Raw genomic sequence first — 19,253 nt, forward strand, 5'->3', positions numbered from 1 at the left:
TTTTTTTGTCACTTTAGCATGCTAGCACAGCGTGGATTGCGAAGAAGATCTGTCAATATTTGCCAACGTAAACCAATTACCTGCAAAGGTGTGGCGTTAGCTGGGAGTACCTGTGCCAGCTGGTTTTCAACATAGGCTTTGGTCAGATCTTGGCCTAAGTTGTAATTGAGCACGTAGCTGCGATTTTGCTCAATAAATTTAAGGCGCTGTTGGGATTTTTTTTCGTCACTTAAGGCGTATTTCATCAATAACTCAATGGCTTGTGCATGAGTGATTTCAGCATCAAGATAACGGCGTGCCACCATGTTATCAACATAGCTTAGCTTGTGCAGCACGGCTAATACTTGGTAATAAAGCTCAACTTGTGAGCTATCTAGTTCTGCCAGCGGAAATAAGACATTTTGTTCGAATGTCATGCGGTCTTTTTTATCAAATACAACTTCAATCCCATAATTGGCGCTGCCTTCGGCCAGTAATGATAACGGCGAAAAAAGCGGATAAACACAATACTCGACCCAGCCATTTTTAAAGTACAAGTTTTCTTCAATCAGGCTGTTAAATACATGATGGCCGGGATAGCCTTCGTGGCAAGCTAGGTCAACAGCGCGGTCAATATAGATTGGGAAGTCAGTGTTTACTTCTATTAAACTGTAGCTATTTCCTTTAAACCAGTTATAGGCGCTCCACACTTGGTTGGTGACGAGTGCCACATTAAAGTTCTCGTGGACAGGTAAGGAAATATGCTTGGCGGTCAGTTCGCGTGCTTTTTCAATTGCTGCGTTAAACACCTTAGCAATGTGTTGTTTAGGAATAATAAATTGGCTGCGAAAATCGTTAAGGCGTTGGTTTAAAGTTGCAGAACTTCCAAAGGTAACACTGCTCGGTAACAAGGTATCGAGCTGGCCAAGTAGGGTATCAAAATCGGCTTCGCCATAATGAGGTGAAACGGCGTCGTAAAGAGCCAGTGATTCTTGATCAAAGCTAAGCGTATGGCCTTGTAAATGAGCAATAAAGGTTTTGGCCGCACGCAAGTTAGCTTCAAGTGAGTGGAGTCGCAGTTGCCATGTTTGGCTGGTTGTGTGGTTTTTGGCGGCAAGTTCAGTGATTTGTTGATAAAGCCGCTCGGCTTCAATTGCAAGTTTAGTCAGTGGTAATTTTGTGAGCCCTTGTTGCCATTCTTTTGGCCCATAATAGGCATCAACATAGCCTGTATGATGCTCATTTATATTAAGTGTGAGTTGAACATAGGCTGTGGCAAGTTGGTTCAGTGGCATGGTGCTTCTTTGCTTTAATAAATAAAACTCATTATACGTATCGTAATTTTGCATACAATAGCCATCAATTTAAAGCGGTACTTTCTTACATACTTAGGTAAAATTATAGCGGTAAAAGATGTTGTTTTTGTTAGCATCTTGGCATAAACACATAAAAAATTTCAACGAATACAGCGAGCGTTATGAACAGTAACAGTATTACTATATTAGAAGGTAGCATTACACACATGCTTGAAATTGAGCTGGCTATCCCGGAGTTCACAGCGCCAAAAACAGCGAACGACCTCGCTCGAAAATTAAACAATAGGCAAAGTTTGTTATTAATTGCATATGATCAAGCAAAACCTGTAGCTTATAAATTGGGCTATCAACTTAATGAGAATACCTTTTATAGCTGGCTTGGGGCTGTATTGCCGGAATTTCGAGGTCAGGGTATTGCTAAACAATTATTATTAGCACAAGAATCATGGGTTAAAGCGCAGGGATTTATGGCAATTGAAGTTAAATCAATGAATCGCTTTAAAACCATGTTGCAAATGTTAATTGCCCATGATTATCACATTATTAGCTGTAAACCTGCGCAGCAAAGTACTGAGGTTAAAATTCGATTTCGTAAGCAATTGGGTTAACTAATTCGCTACTTTTTTAAACAGCCATTCGCATGGCCCTAATTTGAAAAAGTGTAGCCACACGACACTAAACACGGTCGCGCTAACACAATAAATAAGCGCACTTAATAGGGCCGTTTCTATTGCTTGAGCGTTTAATAAATTAAAGGCTTCTAACGTACCCATGCCAATCAAGACATGGGCAATATATAAAGTCAGAGATACTTGCCCCGTGCGATACAGCCATTGTGCTAACCAAAGTTGTTGGCAGTGCTGCCCAAACCATAAACATGCCATTAAAATTAAGACCGCAGAGCTTGCAGCAGACACCATATATTGCGGCAAAGGTGGAATAATACTGCTGGTGAGGAGTTGCTGGGTGACTTCTGGTGATATATGTAAATGCTCAACAGCAAGGTAACGCATTAAAAAAAGGCCAGTTTCAACACCAACAAGCACAATAAAAGCTGTTTTTGCTAGTTGTTTTTGCATGCTCGGTTGGGTGAGCGGCTGGCGACCTAACCACATACCAAACAGTAAAAATGCACACCAAGGAAATACCGGATGAAAGCCGTTAAAGACCAAATGACGCATCATACCTTGCCATGTCCATAAATCGGTATAGGTTAGGGTACTCCACTGCCAGCCTTTGTCGTAATCGAGCGTGAGCAGTAGCCCGAAAAAACCAACAATAAAGCTGAGGCTCGCAAAAAGTAATGTGCGATTTGAGCTAAAACACAGGGCTGTGGCAATCACAAAATAGACCCCGTAAAAATGTAAAATATCGGCAGGCCAAATCGGGGTGTAGGCAATACCAACAATAAATAAAAGCGCCGCGCGTTTGAGTAAGCGTATGCGGGTTGATGTTATTGCTTCTGAAGTCGGTGCAAGTCGGGTATGGGCACTCATTAAGCTAATCCCGATGCCGGCCAGTATGACAAATAAAGCAGAAGCGCGCCCTTCAAATAAGCTAGCAAAGCCTAACCAAAATGCTGAACCAGTCTCTGCCGCCATTGCTATTTTGAAATTAACAATAACCATGCCAAAAATAGCGAGCGAACGAGCGATATCAAAACCAATAACGCGTGTCTGAGCTGACATAAAATGTTCCTTATTTGGTCAAAAATCGCAAAAAGAATAGCAGAAATATTAACCACAAAATGTAAGGAAATGTTTGATATGAATGACTTGCTATTCCCGTTTTGCTAGAACGGCATTATTGATGGCATTGCTCGGTTTGCAGCTGCATGTAATGTTGCAAACTACAATGTTGATGGAGCGAAAAAGTACAGGTTAAGGTGGTTAGTTGCGTGATGCGATCAAGACGAAATAAGCGATAATCACTGCGTTTTTCACACCAAGCGACTAAAGTCCATGCGCGGCCCCAAAAAATCAATCCCAATGGTAATACGGTGCGCTCGCTGAGGTTGAGTTTTTCATCTTGATAAATTAATGCCAGTTTAAGGTGTTGTTTTATTGCCAAACGAATGAGATCAGAATATTGCGTTGCTTCTTTTAAATGCCAATTAGGTACTAGTAAACGTTCGTCTTGTTGTACGATTTGGCGATGTAATTGCTCGGGTAATACGCTGTGAATCTTATTTAATGCCGATGCTGCACTTTTGGCCAGTTGTTCACTGCCAAAACCCTGCACCATACGTGCGCCCAGTAATAGGGCGTCGAGTTCATCGGGATTAAACATTAATGCAGGCACATCAAATTTTGGCTGCAATCGATAGCCAATACCCGCTTCCGATTCTATCGGCATGCCACTTAATATCAATGCTTGAATATCGCGATATACCGTACGTTCAGAAACTTCAAGTTGTTGCGCAATTTGTTTGGCGGTAATCACCGTACGCCGCCCACGCAGCAAGGTAATAATTTGAAATAAGCGCTCGGCTTTTCTCATAGTTAAATTCTCGAAAAAGCCCCCAAACAAAAACGATTTCGGGGGCGTGATGTTAAGCCGATTGGCTACATGAACTTGATAATAGCGCCATCTGGCGCATTTCTACACTGTGTTCGTCACATAATGCAATTAATGCTTGGCCGGCTGGGTGAGCAATAAAGGCATCACCAGCACGTTTTGCACTTTGTTCATCTTGCCAATATACCACGTCAAAAATAACCGCTTTATCATCTGCACTGCATGAGCGATAGATAAAGCCAGGTTGCTGTAATAAAAAGTCGTTTACGGCATTGTTTACAGTGGCAAGATCGGTTGGTAAAACTTGGTTTTTTAAGGTGTAGCTTACTAATTCAAGTGTTGTAGTCATGTTTTATTTCCTTATTAAAAGCTCACCAAAGGGGTGGTGAGAACAAAACAGACTATAAAACAGGGCTACTGACAGCATGGTGTCAGTAGAGAAACAGGATTAGGTAAATAAAAACTTAGGAGCATTCATTGGTGAGGGTGGCGATGATTTCGTCTTCGTTACAACTGACGCATTTTATTTCTTTAGCAAAAAAAAGCGTAGTAATACTGGCAATGCGTTGTAAAGCAACAATATCTTGTTCTTGCCATTCAATTGGCTCATCGAGGTGTTCGCAACAAATAATGCCGACAGGGGCAAAATTATGGTGAAAGATTAAATCGAGTAAAGAGTAAATATTCAGCGGTTCAAAATAGCGAGTGGTAAAGCAAGATGTCACCGGATGGTTACGTGCATCGCTGGCATTGAGCACGCGATCATTTAAGATAAAATTAAAATAAGGTGCAAAATCAGTTTTGTGAAGTTGCTGGCCAAATTGAAATTTTAAGCTGTTGTCTTGACTCATTAAACAAAAAATCTTATCAAAAGAATCATTAAACGCCCATAAACTGACACGATTAGCATTGGGTACAACGTATTTGATGGTGCGACAAATGGCTTTTAATTTATCACTGATTGATAAATTTGGGTTACTGAGTTTTATAGTCAAAGTGGCAATATTATCCATATTGTCTTGTTCTCATTTTTATAAAAAATATTTTTAAAATAAGCTTAGAACACTCTACAAATTAAATGTAAAAAAATCCAAATTTAGTAACTAATACAGCTAAATGGGAATGTTAATCATGAGGATTATCAGGTTACTTTATTAACGAATAAGCCAATATTTAAGTGGTTGATTGGCTATGGTTTGTTCGGCTAAAAAGGATTCGGTGTCACTGCCCTGTAATAAGGCTAGGGTAGCCAGTAATCCCGCTTGGGTACATTGTGGTGCAGCAACGGTGACAGAGCGTGCCGCATTAGTCATTGGCCTGCCAGTTTTGGCATTTAAAATATGACTATAACGGATCCCATCGCGTAATAAAAAGCGTTTTGCATCACCACTTGTGGCAAGCGCACCTTGTTGCAGTGAGACAATTAATTGATTGTTAAATGCATCAAGACCTGGGTGTTCAATGCCTACTAGCCAATTTTGCTGATGCTGACGTGGTCCCGTGGCGGCTAAATCCCCCCCTAAATTCACTAACGTAGCGGTAGGGGTGAGGTGTTTTATTAATAAAATGACACGGTCGACGGCATATTCTTTTCCAATACCACCAAAATCAAGCTCCATACCACTTGGCAGCGTAATCGAGTTGGCATCAAATGATACTTTTTGCCAATCAACTAAGGGGAGTAGTGCATCAATTTGGCTTTGCTTGGCAATATGGTCACTGCCATCAAAACGCCATGCCCGGCGAAGCACACCTGCGGTTAAGTCAAATAAGCCATCACTGAGTTGGTAACATTGATTGGCAAACTGCAAAAGTTGAAAGGTTTCGAGGTCAATGTCAACCGATAGGCCTTGGCTTTGATTAATTTGAGCGCAGAGTCCGTGATTGTTGTAGCGACTAAATTTATCTTCGATACGCCACACTTCCTGACACGCAAGTGTGGCTATTTTTTGTGCCAAAGTAACATCGTGACTATCGAGTAATATTTCACAAGGACTTGCCATTGCATCAAACGTAATGCTTAGGCCATCTCCAGTTGAATTAATTCGATAATCACGCTTGGTCACTAAACGAGCCCTTTAAAATGAATAACTAAATTGCAAAATTAATGCATCGATACTTGGGTATAAGTCTTGGTTGGCCAAAGCACCTGGTGCACTAAAGCCTGCATCGGTTGGGTTTTGGCTATAGTACTCGACTCTCACTGCAAAATCATTACCGTCGCTTAAGCGTAGGCCGTATTTTAGCCCCAAGGTGTAAGCGTTCATTTCACCAATGCGGTAATCGGCACTGGCAAATTCAGGCAGAGCTTGGTTTTGGTTTAAAAACGGTTGATAAAATTCAGCAGCCGATTGTTGATAATAACGAACGTGCGGCTCTAAGTAGCTATTATCGCTAAATAAAAAGCGGTACCGTGTATCAACCGTATGTGACTTAATGTTCCAATCGTCCCACATATAACGGTACGATAAATCCATAATGCTGTTATCAAAATGGTATTTTGATTGCCAATAAACGCTTTGTTTGGTGCGCTGATCGGGTCTATTTTCATATAGCTGCGCTTGGCTTAACCCTTGCTCGTCGACTAAACTCAGCACTTTAAATGGGTCGGTTAAATAGCCATCAACAACTGAATGAGAATAATTAAGTTGCATCAACATTCTGCGATTAATGACTTGCGTTAAGCCAATCAAAAAGTCGGTTGTCGTTTTTGTTTCTGAATCACCAATACGGGTATTTGCAAATGACTGATCCCATGTTGGGCTTTCACTGTCGCCAATTAGCATTGCTGCGTAAGGTTTAGGTAAGCCACCTTCTGGGGTGAAGGTATCTTGAAAGTGACTTAATCCTAACGATAGGGTGGTATTTTTTTGGTTAAAATCGATTGCTAAATTACCGTTTATCCCAAGCGATAAATAATCATACTCTTTTGATAAATGAACCCCAGCACTTGCGGTGTAATTTGGGGCTAGCGGTTGTGTCCACTGCGCATTGAGCTGCACGCGGGTATCATGAAAGGTATTATCAAGAGGCGTATCATTGGCATTGATTTGATACTGACCTTTGCCTGATGGGCGCGTAAATGTTTGTACATAAGGCTGGGCAACGGCCCCATTGGCTGACGCACCCGTTAAGGTATCGAGTGTGAGTCTTACATTAAGTACTTGCTCGTCGGCAAATTCTTTTTTTGCATTAACCATGGCTTCGGCAGCCATAACCCGCTCGATCTCACCATAGAATAAAAAGGCAGAGTCAAATTGCCAGTCTTGCTCAGTTGCATTGACATCGGTGCCAAGCAGGGCACACGTTGCAAGCGCAAGTGCACCCGCTATATTTTTTTTATTGTCGGCTTTTTGCTGATTGACTAAGGTATCTTTTGTTTGAGTTAATTGCATCCGCAACCTCCGCCGCCAAAACTACGGCCGCCACTTGAGGCCTCTTTACTAAAATAAACATGGTCATCAACTGAGGCATCAATGCCATCAACCAAAGCCATTTCTTTTTTTGCTAATAAGTCCCGCTCCCACGGCTCAACACCGAGCGAAGCGCAACCACCTAATGTTGTGAGCAGCACTAGCAGTGCCAAGGGTTTAGCTAAATTTTTCATGACATTACCTTCTAGTGTTTAATGACTGATTGTTGCAGCAATAATTGAATTTCTTGCTCATAAGTGGGTATTTGTTTATTGATAAAACCAGCGTGGCTACGTTTAATTTCGCCATCTTTGCCAATGAGATAGCTGCTTGGCATACCGACTAATTTATACTGCTTGGCTAATATGCCCTCAGGGTCGTATACAACAGGAAAGTTAGCTGGGTGAGTCGCTAAAAATTCATTAGCAAGCAGTGCCTCTTTATCAAGATTGACTGTGATGACGGTAAAACCATCGGGCGCATATCGAGTTTGCATCTCATTCATCCAAGGAAAAGACTTTTTACACGGCCCGCACCACGATGCCCAAAAATCGAGGTATATCACTTTGCCCTGGTGCTCTTGTAACAGTGTATTGAGCTGCTCCGAAGGATCATTTGTACTTGCAACACTGTTCATTGCATACGTTAGGCTTAATAACAAACAGGTAGTAAAGATTATTTTTTTTAACATAATGGACTCAAGTGATGCTGATAATGAAATGTTAACAAGGCTTTCTTAAGGTTTGCTTAAGAAAATTAAATCATAGAAAAAAGAACCCTATTGTCGCTACTAGACCCCACATAATGGCTGTTTTAATGAATTAATTGACTTTATAACGTTCATTTTAATAGCTAGAAGTATAGTGGTTATTCATTTTTAGAATAAAAAACAAACAAGCTAAACTGATCTCAACCAAGAAAACGGCGTATCTATTAATGATTTTTTTACATAATGGATAGGCAAAAAAATGAAAAAGATAGTTAGAACTCTCAGCCTGATCGCTTTAGCAACAACGTTAGTTGCATGTAATGATGATGACGATAAAAAGGTTGAAATAGAAACACCTCCTCCCGCGCCGGTTGTTAAAACTTATTTACGGGTTTTGCATGCTTCTGCAGATGCACCTCTGGTCAATGTAAAAGTTAACAACAATATTGTGGTTGAAGGTGCCGATTACAGTGTTGGTTCAACATTTTTTGAGCTGGATGCCGCAAGCTATAGTGTGGCTGTTGATGCAATCTTGCCAGATGAAACTGCGACAGTAATAGGACCGGTCGATCTAGATTTAATGGGCAATAAGCAATACTCGGTTGTTGCGCTTGGTACGGTTGCCAAATCAACACTTGAGCCTTTGATTATCAGCCGTGATGTAACAGAGCTTGCCAGCGGTAATGTTCGATTGCAAGTGCTTCATGGTGCGCCAGATGTGCCACAAGTGGATGTTTACGTTACTCCCCCTGATGTTGCTTTAAGTAATGAAAACCCACTGCTTAGTAATGTTGCTTATAAAACCTACAGCGATGCACTTGATGTACCTGTAGGTGATTACCAAGTTCGTATTACCTTAACCGGTCAAAAAGACGTGGTTTATGATTCGGGTACTTTAGCATTAGGTGAAGGAACTGATTTATTGGTGGTTGCAGTGCCTAATACCAAAACAGGCACATCTCCGGTGATGTTGCTTGCCCAAGGTAAAGAATCGACCAATGTTATTGCTGATAAAAATGCGCCAAGTCATGTCCGAGCCATTCATGCTGTCGCAGATGCACCCGCGGTTAATTTAGTGGTGGATGATACTATTACTGCTTTGACTGATGTGCCATTTAAAGCGGTCAGTGACTATCTACCACTTAGCCCGACAAGTCATAATTTTAAAGTAGAGCCAAGTGCAGCAGTCGGTACTTATGTGGTTGATGCTGATGTTACATTAGATAAAAGTGTGCATTATTCGGTTTTTGTTGCTGGGCAATTAGCTGACAATAGCCAAGCGTCTTGGCCGGTGGTTGATATGCCAAGACGGGTTGCAACTGAAGCAAAAGTACGTATTTTTCATGCGGCCCCTAATGCACCGCAAGTTGATTTATACGTTACATCCGACAACGATATCAGCGACGATACCGCAGCCTTTAGCAATGTGCCTTTTAAAGCTGAGACTGGTTATGTTAGCTTGAAGCCTGGTACCTATTATGTAACAGCCACAGTTGCAGGTACAAAAGATGCCGCGATTGGCCCGGTAATGCTAACATTCGAAGGCGGTAAAATTTACAGTGCCGCAGCCGTTGAATCTGTGGGCGGTGGCTTACCGCTTAGCTTGATAACAATGGATGATTTTTAAGTTTTAATCCCTTTTAAAGGCAGGTGGTGCAGCGGAGTCTGATCACCTGCTTTTATTTATCTGCGTTATTCTGTAGCATCGTGGCACTTTGAATAAATTGAGCATTCACCTTGGCCCAGCTGTATTTTTATTATTCTGCGATGAACGCAGGAAAATCGACGACTTTATTACAATCTTCATTTAATTATCAAGAACGGGGTATGAATCCACTCATTTATACTGCTGCGATTGATACCCGCTATGGTCAAGGCCAAGTTAGTTCTCGCATCGGCTTAAGTGCAAAAGCGCAGTTATTTGCGCCACAAACGAATATGTTTTTGGCGATAGAAACACTGCATAATACTCGAAAAATAGACTGTGTTTTAATTGATGAAAGCCAGTTTTTAACCAAAGCACAAGTGAACGAACTCACTGATGTGGTTGATAAGCTTAATATTCCTGTTTTATGTTATGGCCTGCGCACTGACTTTAGAGGCGAGCTTTTTGTTGGTGCACAATACCTGCTGGCATGGGCTGATAAACTCATTGAACTTAAAACTGTTTGCCATTGCGGTCGTAAAGCCAATATGGTGCTGCGTACCGATGAACATGGCATCGCGATTGCCGATGGTGAGCAAGTTGAAATTGGTGGCAATGAGCGGTATGTCTCGGTTTGCCGCACCCATTATAAAGAAGCGCTCGAGCATGCCATACCAGTAAAAGGTTAATTTAGCTAAGTTGCGCTTTTAAATAAACATTCCATACTTCTGCTATTCGATAGAAAAGGAAATAGGTGTGGCATTGTTTAAACTGGGTGTAATGGTGTTAGGCTTAATGTGGAGTTCGGCTTGTATGAGTCAAACAACCTTAATACTAAGTGTTGCGCCCGAAATAAAACACATTTTCCCAATGCTTGAAACTAATGTCGCCCAAGCGTTTAAAGAGCTCGACATTGAAGTCTCATTTTTAGAAATACCAACAGCTCGCGCAACACGAGAAGCCAACTCGGGAAGAGTTGATGGCGATTTATTACGCACCGATGAATATCAAGATTATGTTCCGAACTATATGCCAGTCTTAGAACCCCTCGGTGCGATAAAAATAAAAGCCTATACGCTTAAATCTAAAAAGCTTGATACCTATGAAGAGTTAATTGAGTCTACTGTAGCAACGGTGCGAGGAGCTAAATTAGTGGCTGATTTACAAAAAATTTATCCGTTTAAAACAGTTGAGCTGCTTAGTTGGGAAAAATGTTTTATTTTAGTTTCTAAACGAAAAGTAGACGTAGCGCTCTCGACTCCACACTACGCCGCATTGCTGATGAAAAAGCATAATATTGCAAATTTAGAAGAGAAATCACTTGAGCTCGGGGAGGTGAAGTTTTATCTTTGGTTGAAAAAAGAACACCATCACATTGCTGAACAATTAAATGATATTTTCATAAAAATGAAAGCGGATGGTCAATTAGGGTTATTTTAGTGTCCTACCGTTATGTTATTTTTCTATTAATTGTTTTACTGTTTTCTCCCTATTTGAGAGCTGCGTCAGTGCCAGAGGATATGTCGTTATTTCAAGTGCAAAAGCAATCCCTTATTCAATCACTTCAATTTAAGTCTGAACAACCAGTAGGGCGAAGCTACCATACTCGTATTAATGAGGTGGGCGTTAAATTTTATTATGCCCTTGATGTCCCCAAAGACTATCAAATTAAAAAAGCTTATCCACTTCATATCTTCTTACATGGGCTGGTCAGTCGGGCCAAAGGGCGAAAAAAACAAGCCCTCGACGCCTCTTTGGCTGATTTTTCTTTGCCCGATAGCATTAATGTTTTTCCAATGGGTTGGAAACAAGCAATGTGGTGGACATCAACGCAAGTTGATAATATTCATCAGATTATCGAGGACTTAAAAACACAGTACCATATTGATACCAATCGGGTTTTTTTACACGGTGTGTCAGATGGCGGCCACGGTGTTTATTATCTAGGCGCACATACTCCAACCCCATTTGCTGGATTTATTCCAATCATTGCTTCTCCTTTTGTGCTTGCGCCGCAAAATGGTGCAGAACACCCCACTTTTTTAAGTAATTTGATTAATAAACCTTGGCTTATCATCAACACATCGCGCGACCAACTTTACCCGAGCAAAAATATTGCGCCGTTCGTGTCGCATTTACGCAAAGCGGGGGCGACGGTTGAGTTCATTTCAATAGAAGGAGCCAAACATAGCGTGGCATGGTATGAAAATTACCGTCAAAACATTATTGATTTTGTTAATAGTAATCAGCGAAATCCTTATCCAGAACGACTATATTGGGAAGTCGATGCACAATTGAGCTACCCACGCTACCATTGGCTTGTTATCGATGACGTTTTGCCTACCGAAGACCCAAAGTTTGTATCGCTATTACAACAGGGCAATAGCATTACAATAAATAGTCAGCATATTAGTAAGTTGACTTTGTTGCTTTCGCCAGAGCAGTTTGATTTTAGCCAAGAGATCAGCATTGAAAATAACAACGAATTGATTTTTAAAGGTAAAGTGAGATTTGATAACGCGATTTTAAACAAGTGGTATCAAGTTGATCATGATATTGCTCAGTTGTATGGCGCTCAACTTCAGCTGAATTTGCACTAGGTAGCTATTTTCAACGCTAACAGTTTGGATTTGTTTGCAATAGACCTGTTATTGATGGGCAAACCCGCCTTGTTGCCTTTGAAAATCCCAGGCTAGGATAAACAACTTAGATAGTCACTGTTAATTTAATATGTTGGTAAATCGATTATCCAGAACTGAGCTTAGTTTAAGTCTTTGTTATTTTTCGTATAGTTCTAATGGCAGGCCATCCGGATCGGCAAAAAAAGTAAAGCGTTTAGCGGTATATTCATCGATGCGAATTGGCTCAACCGCTACCTGATGACGTGTTAAATGTGCAACAACCTCATCAATATCATCGACTAAAAAAGCCAAGTGACGTAAACCACATGCTTCTGGGTAACTTGGTCGTTTTGGCGGATTGGCAAATGAAAAAAGCTCAATTTGGCTGCCGTTTGGGAGCGCTAAATCTAACTTATACGATTGCCTGTTACTGCGAAAATGCTCTGCGATGACGTTTAACTGTAAAATTTCGCAGTAAAAATATTTCGATTTCGCATAATCACTGCAAATAATCGCAGCATGGTGAATGGCTTGTAACATGGTTTAAGCCATCTCTGTCAGTATGTCGTTGCGCTCTTCGCTATTAAAATAACTCCAGGCAATAAAACGACTCACTTTTTGCCCTTGTGCCATTTCAACAACTTTAACTTCAGCTACAGGGTAGCGTGCTAAATGTTTTTGCAATGGTGCCACATGCTCTTTTTTTGATACGAGTGAGCTAAACCATACAACTTGGTCTTGGTAATCGGCACTTTCCGACATCATGGTTTTGATAAAGGCTAATTCGCCCCCTTCGCACCATAATTCGGCATTCTGGCCACCAAAATTTAAGTTGTTTTTAGCTGTATGCCCTAAGTTTTGCCATTTTCGCTGTGTACCTTGTAGGGCTTGCACGGGTGATGAATGAAACGGAGGATTACACAAGGTTAAGCAAAATAAATCTTTTTCGTTTATCACCGAGTGAAAAATATTATTAGCACTTTTTTGCGCCCGTAACTTAATGGGTAACTTATTAAATTGGCTAATTTGTTTGGCAACCTTGAGTGATACGGGGTCGATATCTGAGCCGATAAATTGCCAGCCATATTCACTTTGGCCGGTGAGGGGATACACTAAGTTTGCCCCAGTGCCAATATCCAGTACAGAGACCTTTTTACCTGTGGGAATAATACCGTTATTGTCGAGTGCCAATAAGTCGGCCAAATAATGCAGATAATCAACACGTCCGGGGATCGGAGGGCATAAATAGGTCTCAGGAATATCCCAAAATTCAATACCATAGTGATGCATTAAGAGTGCTTTATTAAGCATTTTTACTGCCTGAGGATCACTAAAGTCAATGGTATCTTGTTGGTGAGGATTTTTGCTCACAAAGGCACTTAACGGCCCTAAAGTTTGCACCAATGCTGGGAAATCATAGCCATTATTATGCAGATTGCGTGGATGTAAGTTGGCTTTTAATGGTTGAGATTTAGACATAATAAACTGTATTGCAAACAAGTTGGCCAATTATACACGCAAGGTTGGGTTATTTCGATAAAAGTAGGTAAACATTACGCCATGGTGTCAGGATGTGTGAGTATTGGAAACGTGCGGCATAAATAAGCGCACCCTAATTATTTGTTCAGCTTAATCATTTTTTAAAAAACTTAGCATTGTATTCGTTGAGTGATTTATTTTAATTGGGAACAAAAAAATAGTTAGCATTTTTAATGTTGGCTGGTACGATGTGTTTAAAAAATAAAGATAATCAGCATGGAAAACGTTCAACAACAATCACTTTTTATCGAACTTGGTGAAAAGCAGCAATTGCATCTTCGCTATATTTATAATCCTAACAAGCGTGGCCCAGCCGTTTTTTTTATGCATGGTGCTGTGGAAAATGGCAAAATTTTTTATACCCACTCAAACAAAGGGTTAGCTCCTTTTTTGGCTTCTCATGGCTATCAATGTTATGTCGCAGATTTACGTGGTCGTGGAGAAAGCCTTCCGGCAATTAGTAAAGGCGCTCGTTATGGCCAAACTGAGGCTATTTTAGAAGATATACCTGCATTTTTAGCTCAGATTGAACGTCATTGTGGACAGTCTGCTGAATATTGGGTTGCACATTCGTGGGGCGGGGTATTAATGAATAGCTATTTTGCAAGGCAGCCTGCAATGATCAACAAGGTAAAAGCATGTGCGTACTTTGGTTCAAAACGTTCGTTATATAACAAACACCCAAGCAAGTTATTGCAAGCCAACTTATTGTGGTATGGCTTAGCCCCATGGATTGCCAAGCGAAATGGCTATTTACCTGCCAAACGTTTGGGATGGGGATCTGATAATGAAAGTATTAAATCTCATTGGCAAAGCATGCAATGGGCAAAAGTATCGCCTTGGATTGATAGTGATGATCAATTTGATTATGCCACTACGCTCAGTGAGATTGCCTTACCACCGATTTTGCATATTGGTGCAGTGAAAGATAAAGCACTGGCCCAAGCGATTGATATTGAAAAATTTATGCAAGAGTCAGGTTTAGGGATCCAGCAGCTAAATATGTACGGCAAGCGCCATGGTCATCATCATGATTATGATCACATTAATATGCTGACTCATCCTAAAGCACAGCACGACCAGTTTGCTGATTTACTCTCTTGGTTTGAGCGCTACGCTTAAAGAGCCGAAAATTGTGCCAATTTAGGTAAAAAGGGCGCCAGAGCCAATGCGCGATCAATTGATTTATGGTGCAATTGCGAGCGAACTTGTGTGGCGCTTAATGTATGCACCGTTAACTTTTGTTGGTAAAACGCTAAACAATTTTCTTCAAAGCTTAAGTTTAGTTGTTGCAATATTGTACTAAGTTGTACTTTTGCGTTTGTCACTAGAGCCTCGTAATGCACTTGCACAATGCCTTGGTCATAGAGCTTGGTAAAATGTGTCATAGTGCGCTGATAAAAGCCAATATAATGCGCTAACTCATCTAAATCACAAAAATACGGTTCACTTTGGGCGAAATAGTTTTGGTAAATCGACAAAGCAACGTCACAGTTGTTTCGGCGTAAATCAATAATGAGCGCAGTTGGGAACAATAGCTTAATTGCTGCAATTGATTGAAAATTAGCGGGAAGTTTATCAATCACATAGTTTTTTTTATGACTAAAGCGCTGCATATTAGCAAGGTAATAAGCTGCTCCTTGCTCAATCAGTTTTGGTGTTAAAGAAGCTAAACATTCTGGATACGGTTTAGTGGTACGCTGACACAAGCGTGTAACGGTTTGGGCTAAAAAGGGCTGCTCACCTGCATTGGCAATCTGGCTATGACTTGCCAACATTTGAGCCAATAAGCTTGAGCCTGTGCGTGGTAATCCGACAATAAAAATTGGTTTTAGGCTATCGCGAGAGTCGTCTCTTGGAGCCATTGCTGCGGGTTTTAACTCTGATAAAGTATTAAAAAAGGGAGCTAGATCTTGGGTTTTAAATTCACAAGTTTGCAATTGCAACTGATTTGCTTGGGCTAAATGCATTGCAAATTCTTTCATCTTGTCGAGGTTAAAATAACACTGCGCTAAGGTGTATTCCAGCACACAAGCTTGTTCTTGATTTTGAATATCTGGCTGTAATTCAAAAGCTAAACTAAGGTAATTGTTTGATTTATGGCTTTGTATTTTAGCTAACTCAAACAGAGCATAGAGTTTAAGACTCATATTGCCTTGCGTTAATAAGGTTTCAAAAAGAGGGATGGCTTGAGCTATATCACCAGTAACAAGATTATAGCGCGCCAATTCGTAAAGTACTTCGGGTGGTTGATTAAAGCGCTTAAGTGCATAATTGAGTACTGTTTTATGGTCAACATCAGAGCCCACAGCACTAAAAGCCTGACCGAGATCTAATAATGGCTGAAGCTCATTCGGGCATTGCTGACAGACGTGTTGCAGCAGCGAAATCGCATCATCATACTGATGCTGTGCTAGGGCGATGGTCGCTAAACCATAAAGTGCACCAGAATGTGAGGGTTGTTGTTGTAATACTTGCTGATATAAAGTGCTGGCGGTCTGAAATTGGTGTTGCTGCATCAGTTCAAATGCGCGTTTTATAAGGCTATCTAACATACATTAAATTCATAATTGGTTATACGTAAAGAAATGATTATGCAATAAAAAAGAGCCTAAGTAGGCTCTTTTTTAACGATAACTTGGTTTAGAAGTTATACGTTGCTTTTAAGTAGTAGAAACCACCGTTAAAGCCATATGGTGAGGTTTCGTAGTATTTACCACCCCAGTTGTTATTTGGAATACCACCCGATTGCTGCGTGAAGTTCAGTTTTTCAGCTTCTTGATCGAAGATATTTTGAGCACCCAGTGATAAGGTGATTGATTCAGTCACAAAGTAGCTCACTTCAGCATCGACTGTCACAGTGGTATCAGCCATGATAGCCGTTGCATCATAATCTACGTGCACACCTTGGTATTCACCGTAGTAGTTAACACGGGTAAACATGGCAAATTTTTCCCAATCTTGTGCCCAGGTCAGTGTTGCACGGTGTTTTGGTAAATCATTTTCTAAACGAGCAACTTTAAAATCACCTGTGATATCAGACCATTTAGTTACCGTAGTTTCGTTCCAGTTGTATGCCAAGCTAAATGTTGAGCTACCACCTAATAATTCATCAGTGTAGTTCGCAACAATATCAACACCTTCAGTCGTGGTATTAAAGTCATTGGTAAAGAAACTTACTTGCGCAAGGCCATCTACGTTTGGAACACCTGCGGCTTTTAAGGTCGCTTTATCTGCATCAGATAATTCAATTTTATCCGATTGGCTAATACGGTCATCAACTTCAATGTGGTAGTAATCTGCTGTAAAGAAGAAGTTGTCGAAGCTATAAACTGCACCAAAGGTGTAGCTGCTTGATTCTTCAGGTTGTAACTCTTTACCGCCTAATTGCACTGAAATTGGGTTGGTAGGTGGTAATAATGCAGAGTCAACGAGTACACCGCTGCTTAAGTTAGTTTGTACATTACTAACATTGGCTTGGCCTACTGTTGGCGCACGGAAACCTGTACTGACAGAACCTCGAAGTGATAAGTCTTCAGTTGCATTGTACTGCGCTGTGATTTTGTAATTAGTTGTTGAACCAAATGTATCGTAATCTTCAAAACGAAGCGCAAAGCCCATTAAGAAGTCTTCAGTAAATGGTGCTTCAATATCAACATAAGCCGCGTAGTTACGACGAGTGTACTCACCTGCTGCTGATGGTTGGAAACCTGGAAAACCATTTGAACCAATACCAAAACCTTGGTCAGTCAATGGACCAGCCTTGAATGATGCTTCGTCACCAGCGATAACTTCAAATGTTTCTTCATGCCACTCTAGACCACCTGCAACATTTACATCGCTGTAGTAACCTGCATCAAAGCCTTTAGATAAATCAACATTGAAATTTTTCTCAAGTTGAATGTATTTACCTGGGCTAAAATCACGAGGCGAATCAGGACCAAGAGAAGCATTCAGTGTGTTGTAAATGAAGAAACGCGATTCACTGCGACCCACATTACCACTTAAATCGTAGTAAACGCCTTTAAAGGTTCCATCAGTAATTTCACCTTTGGTACCAATGGTCAATGAAGTATCGGTAATGTTACCGCCAAAATTTGGCGTGAAACCACCAGGGATAGCTTGATTGAATGCAAAGCAATTAGCAGCTGTCAGAGAGTTCAATGCACTTTGATCTGGAATACCGTTTTGTATTTCAACTAATGGACAATTTAACTGTTGATCATATCCATCTAAAGAGCCAACTAAAATTGTTGGTGTTGCAGCATCCCATGCGGCTTGACCTGCAGGGTCATCATCATTAGGACGATACGTGTTAGTACCATTTACATTACGGATATTTCCACCGTATACGCCTGGACGTGTATTAGGATTACGATAGTAGAAGCCACCACGCACATCACGCTCAGAATAGTTACCAAACATATAAAATTCAGAATCGGAAGTTAAATCTAAACCAACATTACCAAATAAACTGATATCGTCATTTATTTCTGGTGAGCCCCAAACTTGTGCAGGATCACCTACACCTGTAACACCTGCATCAATAAATGCTTGTGCATCAGGACGTTGTGTACTTCTGCTTGTCGCATCAGCATTTTTGTATTGAAAACTTAAATTGACAAAGCCATCATCAGTGAAAGGTAAACCAATGTTACCAGCCACTTCAGTTGAAGTGCCATCGCCTTCATAGTATTCGCCATGGCGAACAATTAAAGAGCCGCCTTCAGAGGCATCTTTTAAAACAAAGTTCATTACACCGGCAATCGCATCAGAACCGTATTGCGCTGCAGCACCATCACGAAGTACTTCAACTTGTTTCATTGCAATGCTTGGAATAACAGAAATATCTGGACCTTGTGCACCATCATTAATACCACCGCCTAAGAATGCGATAACAGATGCACGATGACGGCGCTTACCATTTAATAAAATAAGCGTACTGTCAGAAGGTAAACCACGTAAGTTAGCCGGACGAACTAAAGAAGCGGCATCACTAATCGGGTTAGTATGTACGTTAAGAGAAGGCACTGAGCCTTTTAAAATTTCTAGCATGTCAGTATTACCTGACTTACCTAATTCTTCGCCACCGATGATATCAATCGGTACTGGTGATTCACCAATCGAACGTGGTGCAGCACGAGAACCAACTACGGCAATTTTTTCTACGTTTTTATCCACTACGGTTTTTTCTGCTTCTTCAGCATACACACCTTGTGAAAGTAAAAGACCAGCTGTTGCTGTTGATGTTAGAGCTAGTTTTACTGCTCTATGTAGCGCGTTATATTTTTTCATTCCAATCCCCAATCAGAATTATAATAAGATCCTTTTTGCATGATAAATCAGTAAAAAGGATTAGCCGTTATATTTGGCTTAACCTAGTTTATACATACAGTTAACATTGGTTGCAATATGTAAATAACAAATATGTTTAGCTGTTATATAAATGTTCCGAATTAGTATAGAAGATATTTTGAACTTTTTTGGAAAACGCTAACCTTTTCATTATTAAAT

At 40.7% G+C, this 19,253-nt stretch carries 19 protein-coding genes; 6 read left to right on the forward strand and 13 right to left on the reverse strand.

What is annotated here, in order from left to right; genetic code table 11:
* Positions 1-8 precede the first annotated feature (8 nt).
* Entirely contained in the window at positions 9-1,328 is a 1,320-nt protein-coding gene (locus tag PTUN_RS18570) for a hypothetical protein (protein WP_009836407.1), read from the reverse strand.
* Positions 1,329-1,456: 128 nt separating this feature from the next.
* Here PTUN_RS18570 and PTUN_RS18575 point away from each other — a divergent pair, with 128 nt between their 5' ends.
* Positions 1,457-1,903, forward strand: coding sequence for a GNAT family N-acetyltransferase (locus tag PTUN_RS18575; protein WP_009836406.1), 447 nt, complete (start codon positions 1,457-1,459; stop codon positions 1,901-1,903).
* On the opposite strand, the gene PTUN_RS18580 is transcribed toward PTUN_RS18575, so the two are convergent.
* The 8 genes from PTUN_RS18580 to PTUN_RS18615 all read right to left on the reverse strand — a co-directional run bounded on the left by PTUN_RS18580 (position 1,904) and on the right by PTUN_RS18615 (position 7,916).
* A complete protein-coding gene (locus PTUN_RS18580; RefSeq protein WP_009836405.1) occupies positions 1,904-2,983 on the reverse strand; it encodes a DUF418 domain-containing protein in 1,080 nt (359 codons plus the stop codon). It abuts the gene before it with no gap.
* Between the two features lie 115 nt (positions 2,984-3,098).
* Positions 3,099-3,794, reverse strand: a complete 696-nt coding sequence (locus PTUN_RS18585; protein ID WP_009836404.1) for a helix-turn-helix transcriptional regulator — start codon at positions 3,792-3,794, stop codon at positions 3,099-3,101.
* Positions 3,795-3,846: 52 nt separating this feature from the next.
* Positions 3,847-4,161, reverse strand: a complete 315-nt coding sequence (locus tag PTUN_RS18590; RefSeq protein WP_009836403.1) for a hypothetical protein — start codon at positions 4,159-4,161, stop codon at positions 3,847-3,849.
* Between the two features lie 115 nt (positions 4,162-4,276).
* On the reverse strand, positions 4,277-4,825 hold the full coding sequence (locus tag PTUN_RS18595; protein ID WP_009836402.1) for a two-component sensor histidine kinase: 549 nt from the start codon (positions 4,823-4,825) through the stop codon (positions 4,277-4,279).
* Positions 4,826-4,966: 141 nt separating this feature from the next.
* On the reverse strand, positions 4,967-5,878 hold the full coding sequence (locus tag PTUN_RS18600; RefSeq protein WP_009836401.1) for an FAD:protein FMN transferase: 912 nt from the start codon (positions 5,876-5,878) through the stop codon (positions 4,967-4,969).
* Between the two features lie 12 nt (positions 5,879-5,890).
* Entirely contained in the window at positions 5,891-7,207 is a 1,317-nt protein-coding gene (locus PTUN_RS18605) for a DUF3570 domain-containing protein (RefSeq protein ID WP_009836400.1), read from the reverse strand.
* The gene (locus tag PTUN_RS18610) at positions 7,198-7,419 is read right to left on the reverse strand and encodes a DUF4266 domain-containing protein (protein ID WP_009836399.1); all 222 of its coding nucleotides are present in this window, start codon (positions 7,417-7,419) and stop codon (positions 7,198-7,200) included. Before PTUN_RS18610 ends, PTUN_RS18605 begins: the two co-directional genes overlap by 10 nt.
* Before the next feature lie 11 nt (positions 7,420-7,430).
* On the reverse strand, positions 7,431-7,916 hold the full coding sequence (locus PTUN_RS18615) for a TlpA disulfide reductase family protein (RefSeq protein WP_009836398.1): 486 nt from the start codon (positions 7,914-7,916) through the stop codon (positions 7,431-7,433).
* A gap of 277 nt (positions 7,917-8,193) precedes the next feature.
* Between PTUN_RS18615 and PTUN_RS18620 the strand changes: the two genes are divergently transcribed.
* From PTUN_RS18620 to PTUN_RS18635, 4 genes are all read left to right on the forward strand, one after another.
* Positions 8,194-9,561 (forward strand): DUF4397 domain-containing protein, encoded by a 1,368-nt coding sequence (locus PTUN_RS18620; protein ID WP_009836397.1) that lies wholly within the window; start codon positions 8,194-8,196, stop codon positions 9,559-9,561.
* A gap of 110 nt (positions 9,562-9,671) precedes the next feature.
* Positions 9,672-10,268 carry a thymidine kinase gene (locus PTUN_RS18625; protein ID WP_040643412.1) on the forward strand — a complete coding sequence of 199 codons (597 nt, stop codon included), beginning with the start codon at positions 9,672-9,674 and terminating at the stop codon, positions 10,266-10,268.
* Positions 10,269-10,335: 67 nt separating this feature from the next.
* On the forward strand, positions 10,336-11,019 hold the full coding sequence (locus PTUN_RS18630) for a substrate-binding periplasmic protein (RefSeq protein ID WP_009836395.1): 684 nt from the start codon (positions 10,336-10,338) through the stop codon (positions 11,017-11,019).
* Complete coding sequence (locus tag PTUN_RS18635; protein WP_096035267.1) at positions 11,019-12,179, forward strand: carboxylesterase family protein; 1,161 nt, start codon at positions 11,019-11,021, stop codon at positions 12,177-12,179. Before PTUN_RS18630 ends, PTUN_RS18635 begins: the two co-directional genes overlap by 1 nt.
* Before the next feature lie 177 nt (positions 12,180-12,356).
* Here PTUN_RS18635 and gloA2 read toward each other — a convergent pair whose 3' ends face one another.
* The gene (gene gloA2 / locus PTUN_RS18640; protein ID WP_009836393.1) at positions 12,357-12,740 is read right to left on the reverse strand and encodes an SMU1112c/YaeR family gloxylase I-like metalloprotein; all 384 of its coding nucleotides are present in this window, start codon (positions 12,738-12,740) and stop codon (positions 12,357-12,359) included.
* A 3-nt stretch (positions 12,741-12,743) separates the two neighbouring features.
* Entirely contained in the window at positions 12,744-13,679 is a 936-nt protein-coding gene (rlmF, locus tag PTUN_RS18645; protein ID WP_009836392.1) for a 23S rRNA (adenine(1618)-N(6))-methyltransferase RlmF, read from the reverse strand.
* Positions 13,680-13,955: 276 nt separating this feature from the next.
* Here rlmF and PTUN_RS18650 point away from each other — a divergent pair, with 276 nt between their 5' ends.
* Positions 13,956-14,861, forward strand: coding sequence for an alpha/beta fold hydrolase (locus PTUN_RS18650; protein WP_009836391.1), 906 nt, complete (start codon positions 13,956-13,958; stop codon positions 14,859-14,861).
* Here PTUN_RS18650 and PTUN_RS18655 read toward each other — a convergent pair.
* Entirely contained in the window at positions 14,858-16,294 is a 1,437-nt protein-coding gene (locus PTUN_RS18655) for a tetratricopeptide repeat-containing sulfotransferase family protein (protein ID WP_009836390.1), read from the reverse strand. The two genes, PTUN_RS18650 and PTUN_RS18655, sit on opposite strands and share 4 nt — an antisense overlap.
* 88 nt (positions 16,295-16,382) lie before the next feature.
* Entirely contained in the window at positions 16,383-19,034 is a 2,652-nt protein-coding gene (locus PTUN_RS18660; RefSeq protein ID WP_009836389.1) for a TonB-dependent receptor plug domain-containing protein, read from the reverse strand.
* Positions 19,035-19,253 lie beyond the last annotated feature (219 nt).

This window comes from Pseudoalteromonas tunicata (genome assembly GCF_002310815.1).
Taxonomy (GTDB): Bacteria; Pseudomonadota; Gammaproteobacteria; order Enterobacterales; family Alteromonadaceae; genus Pseudoalteromonas; species Pseudoalteromonas tunicata.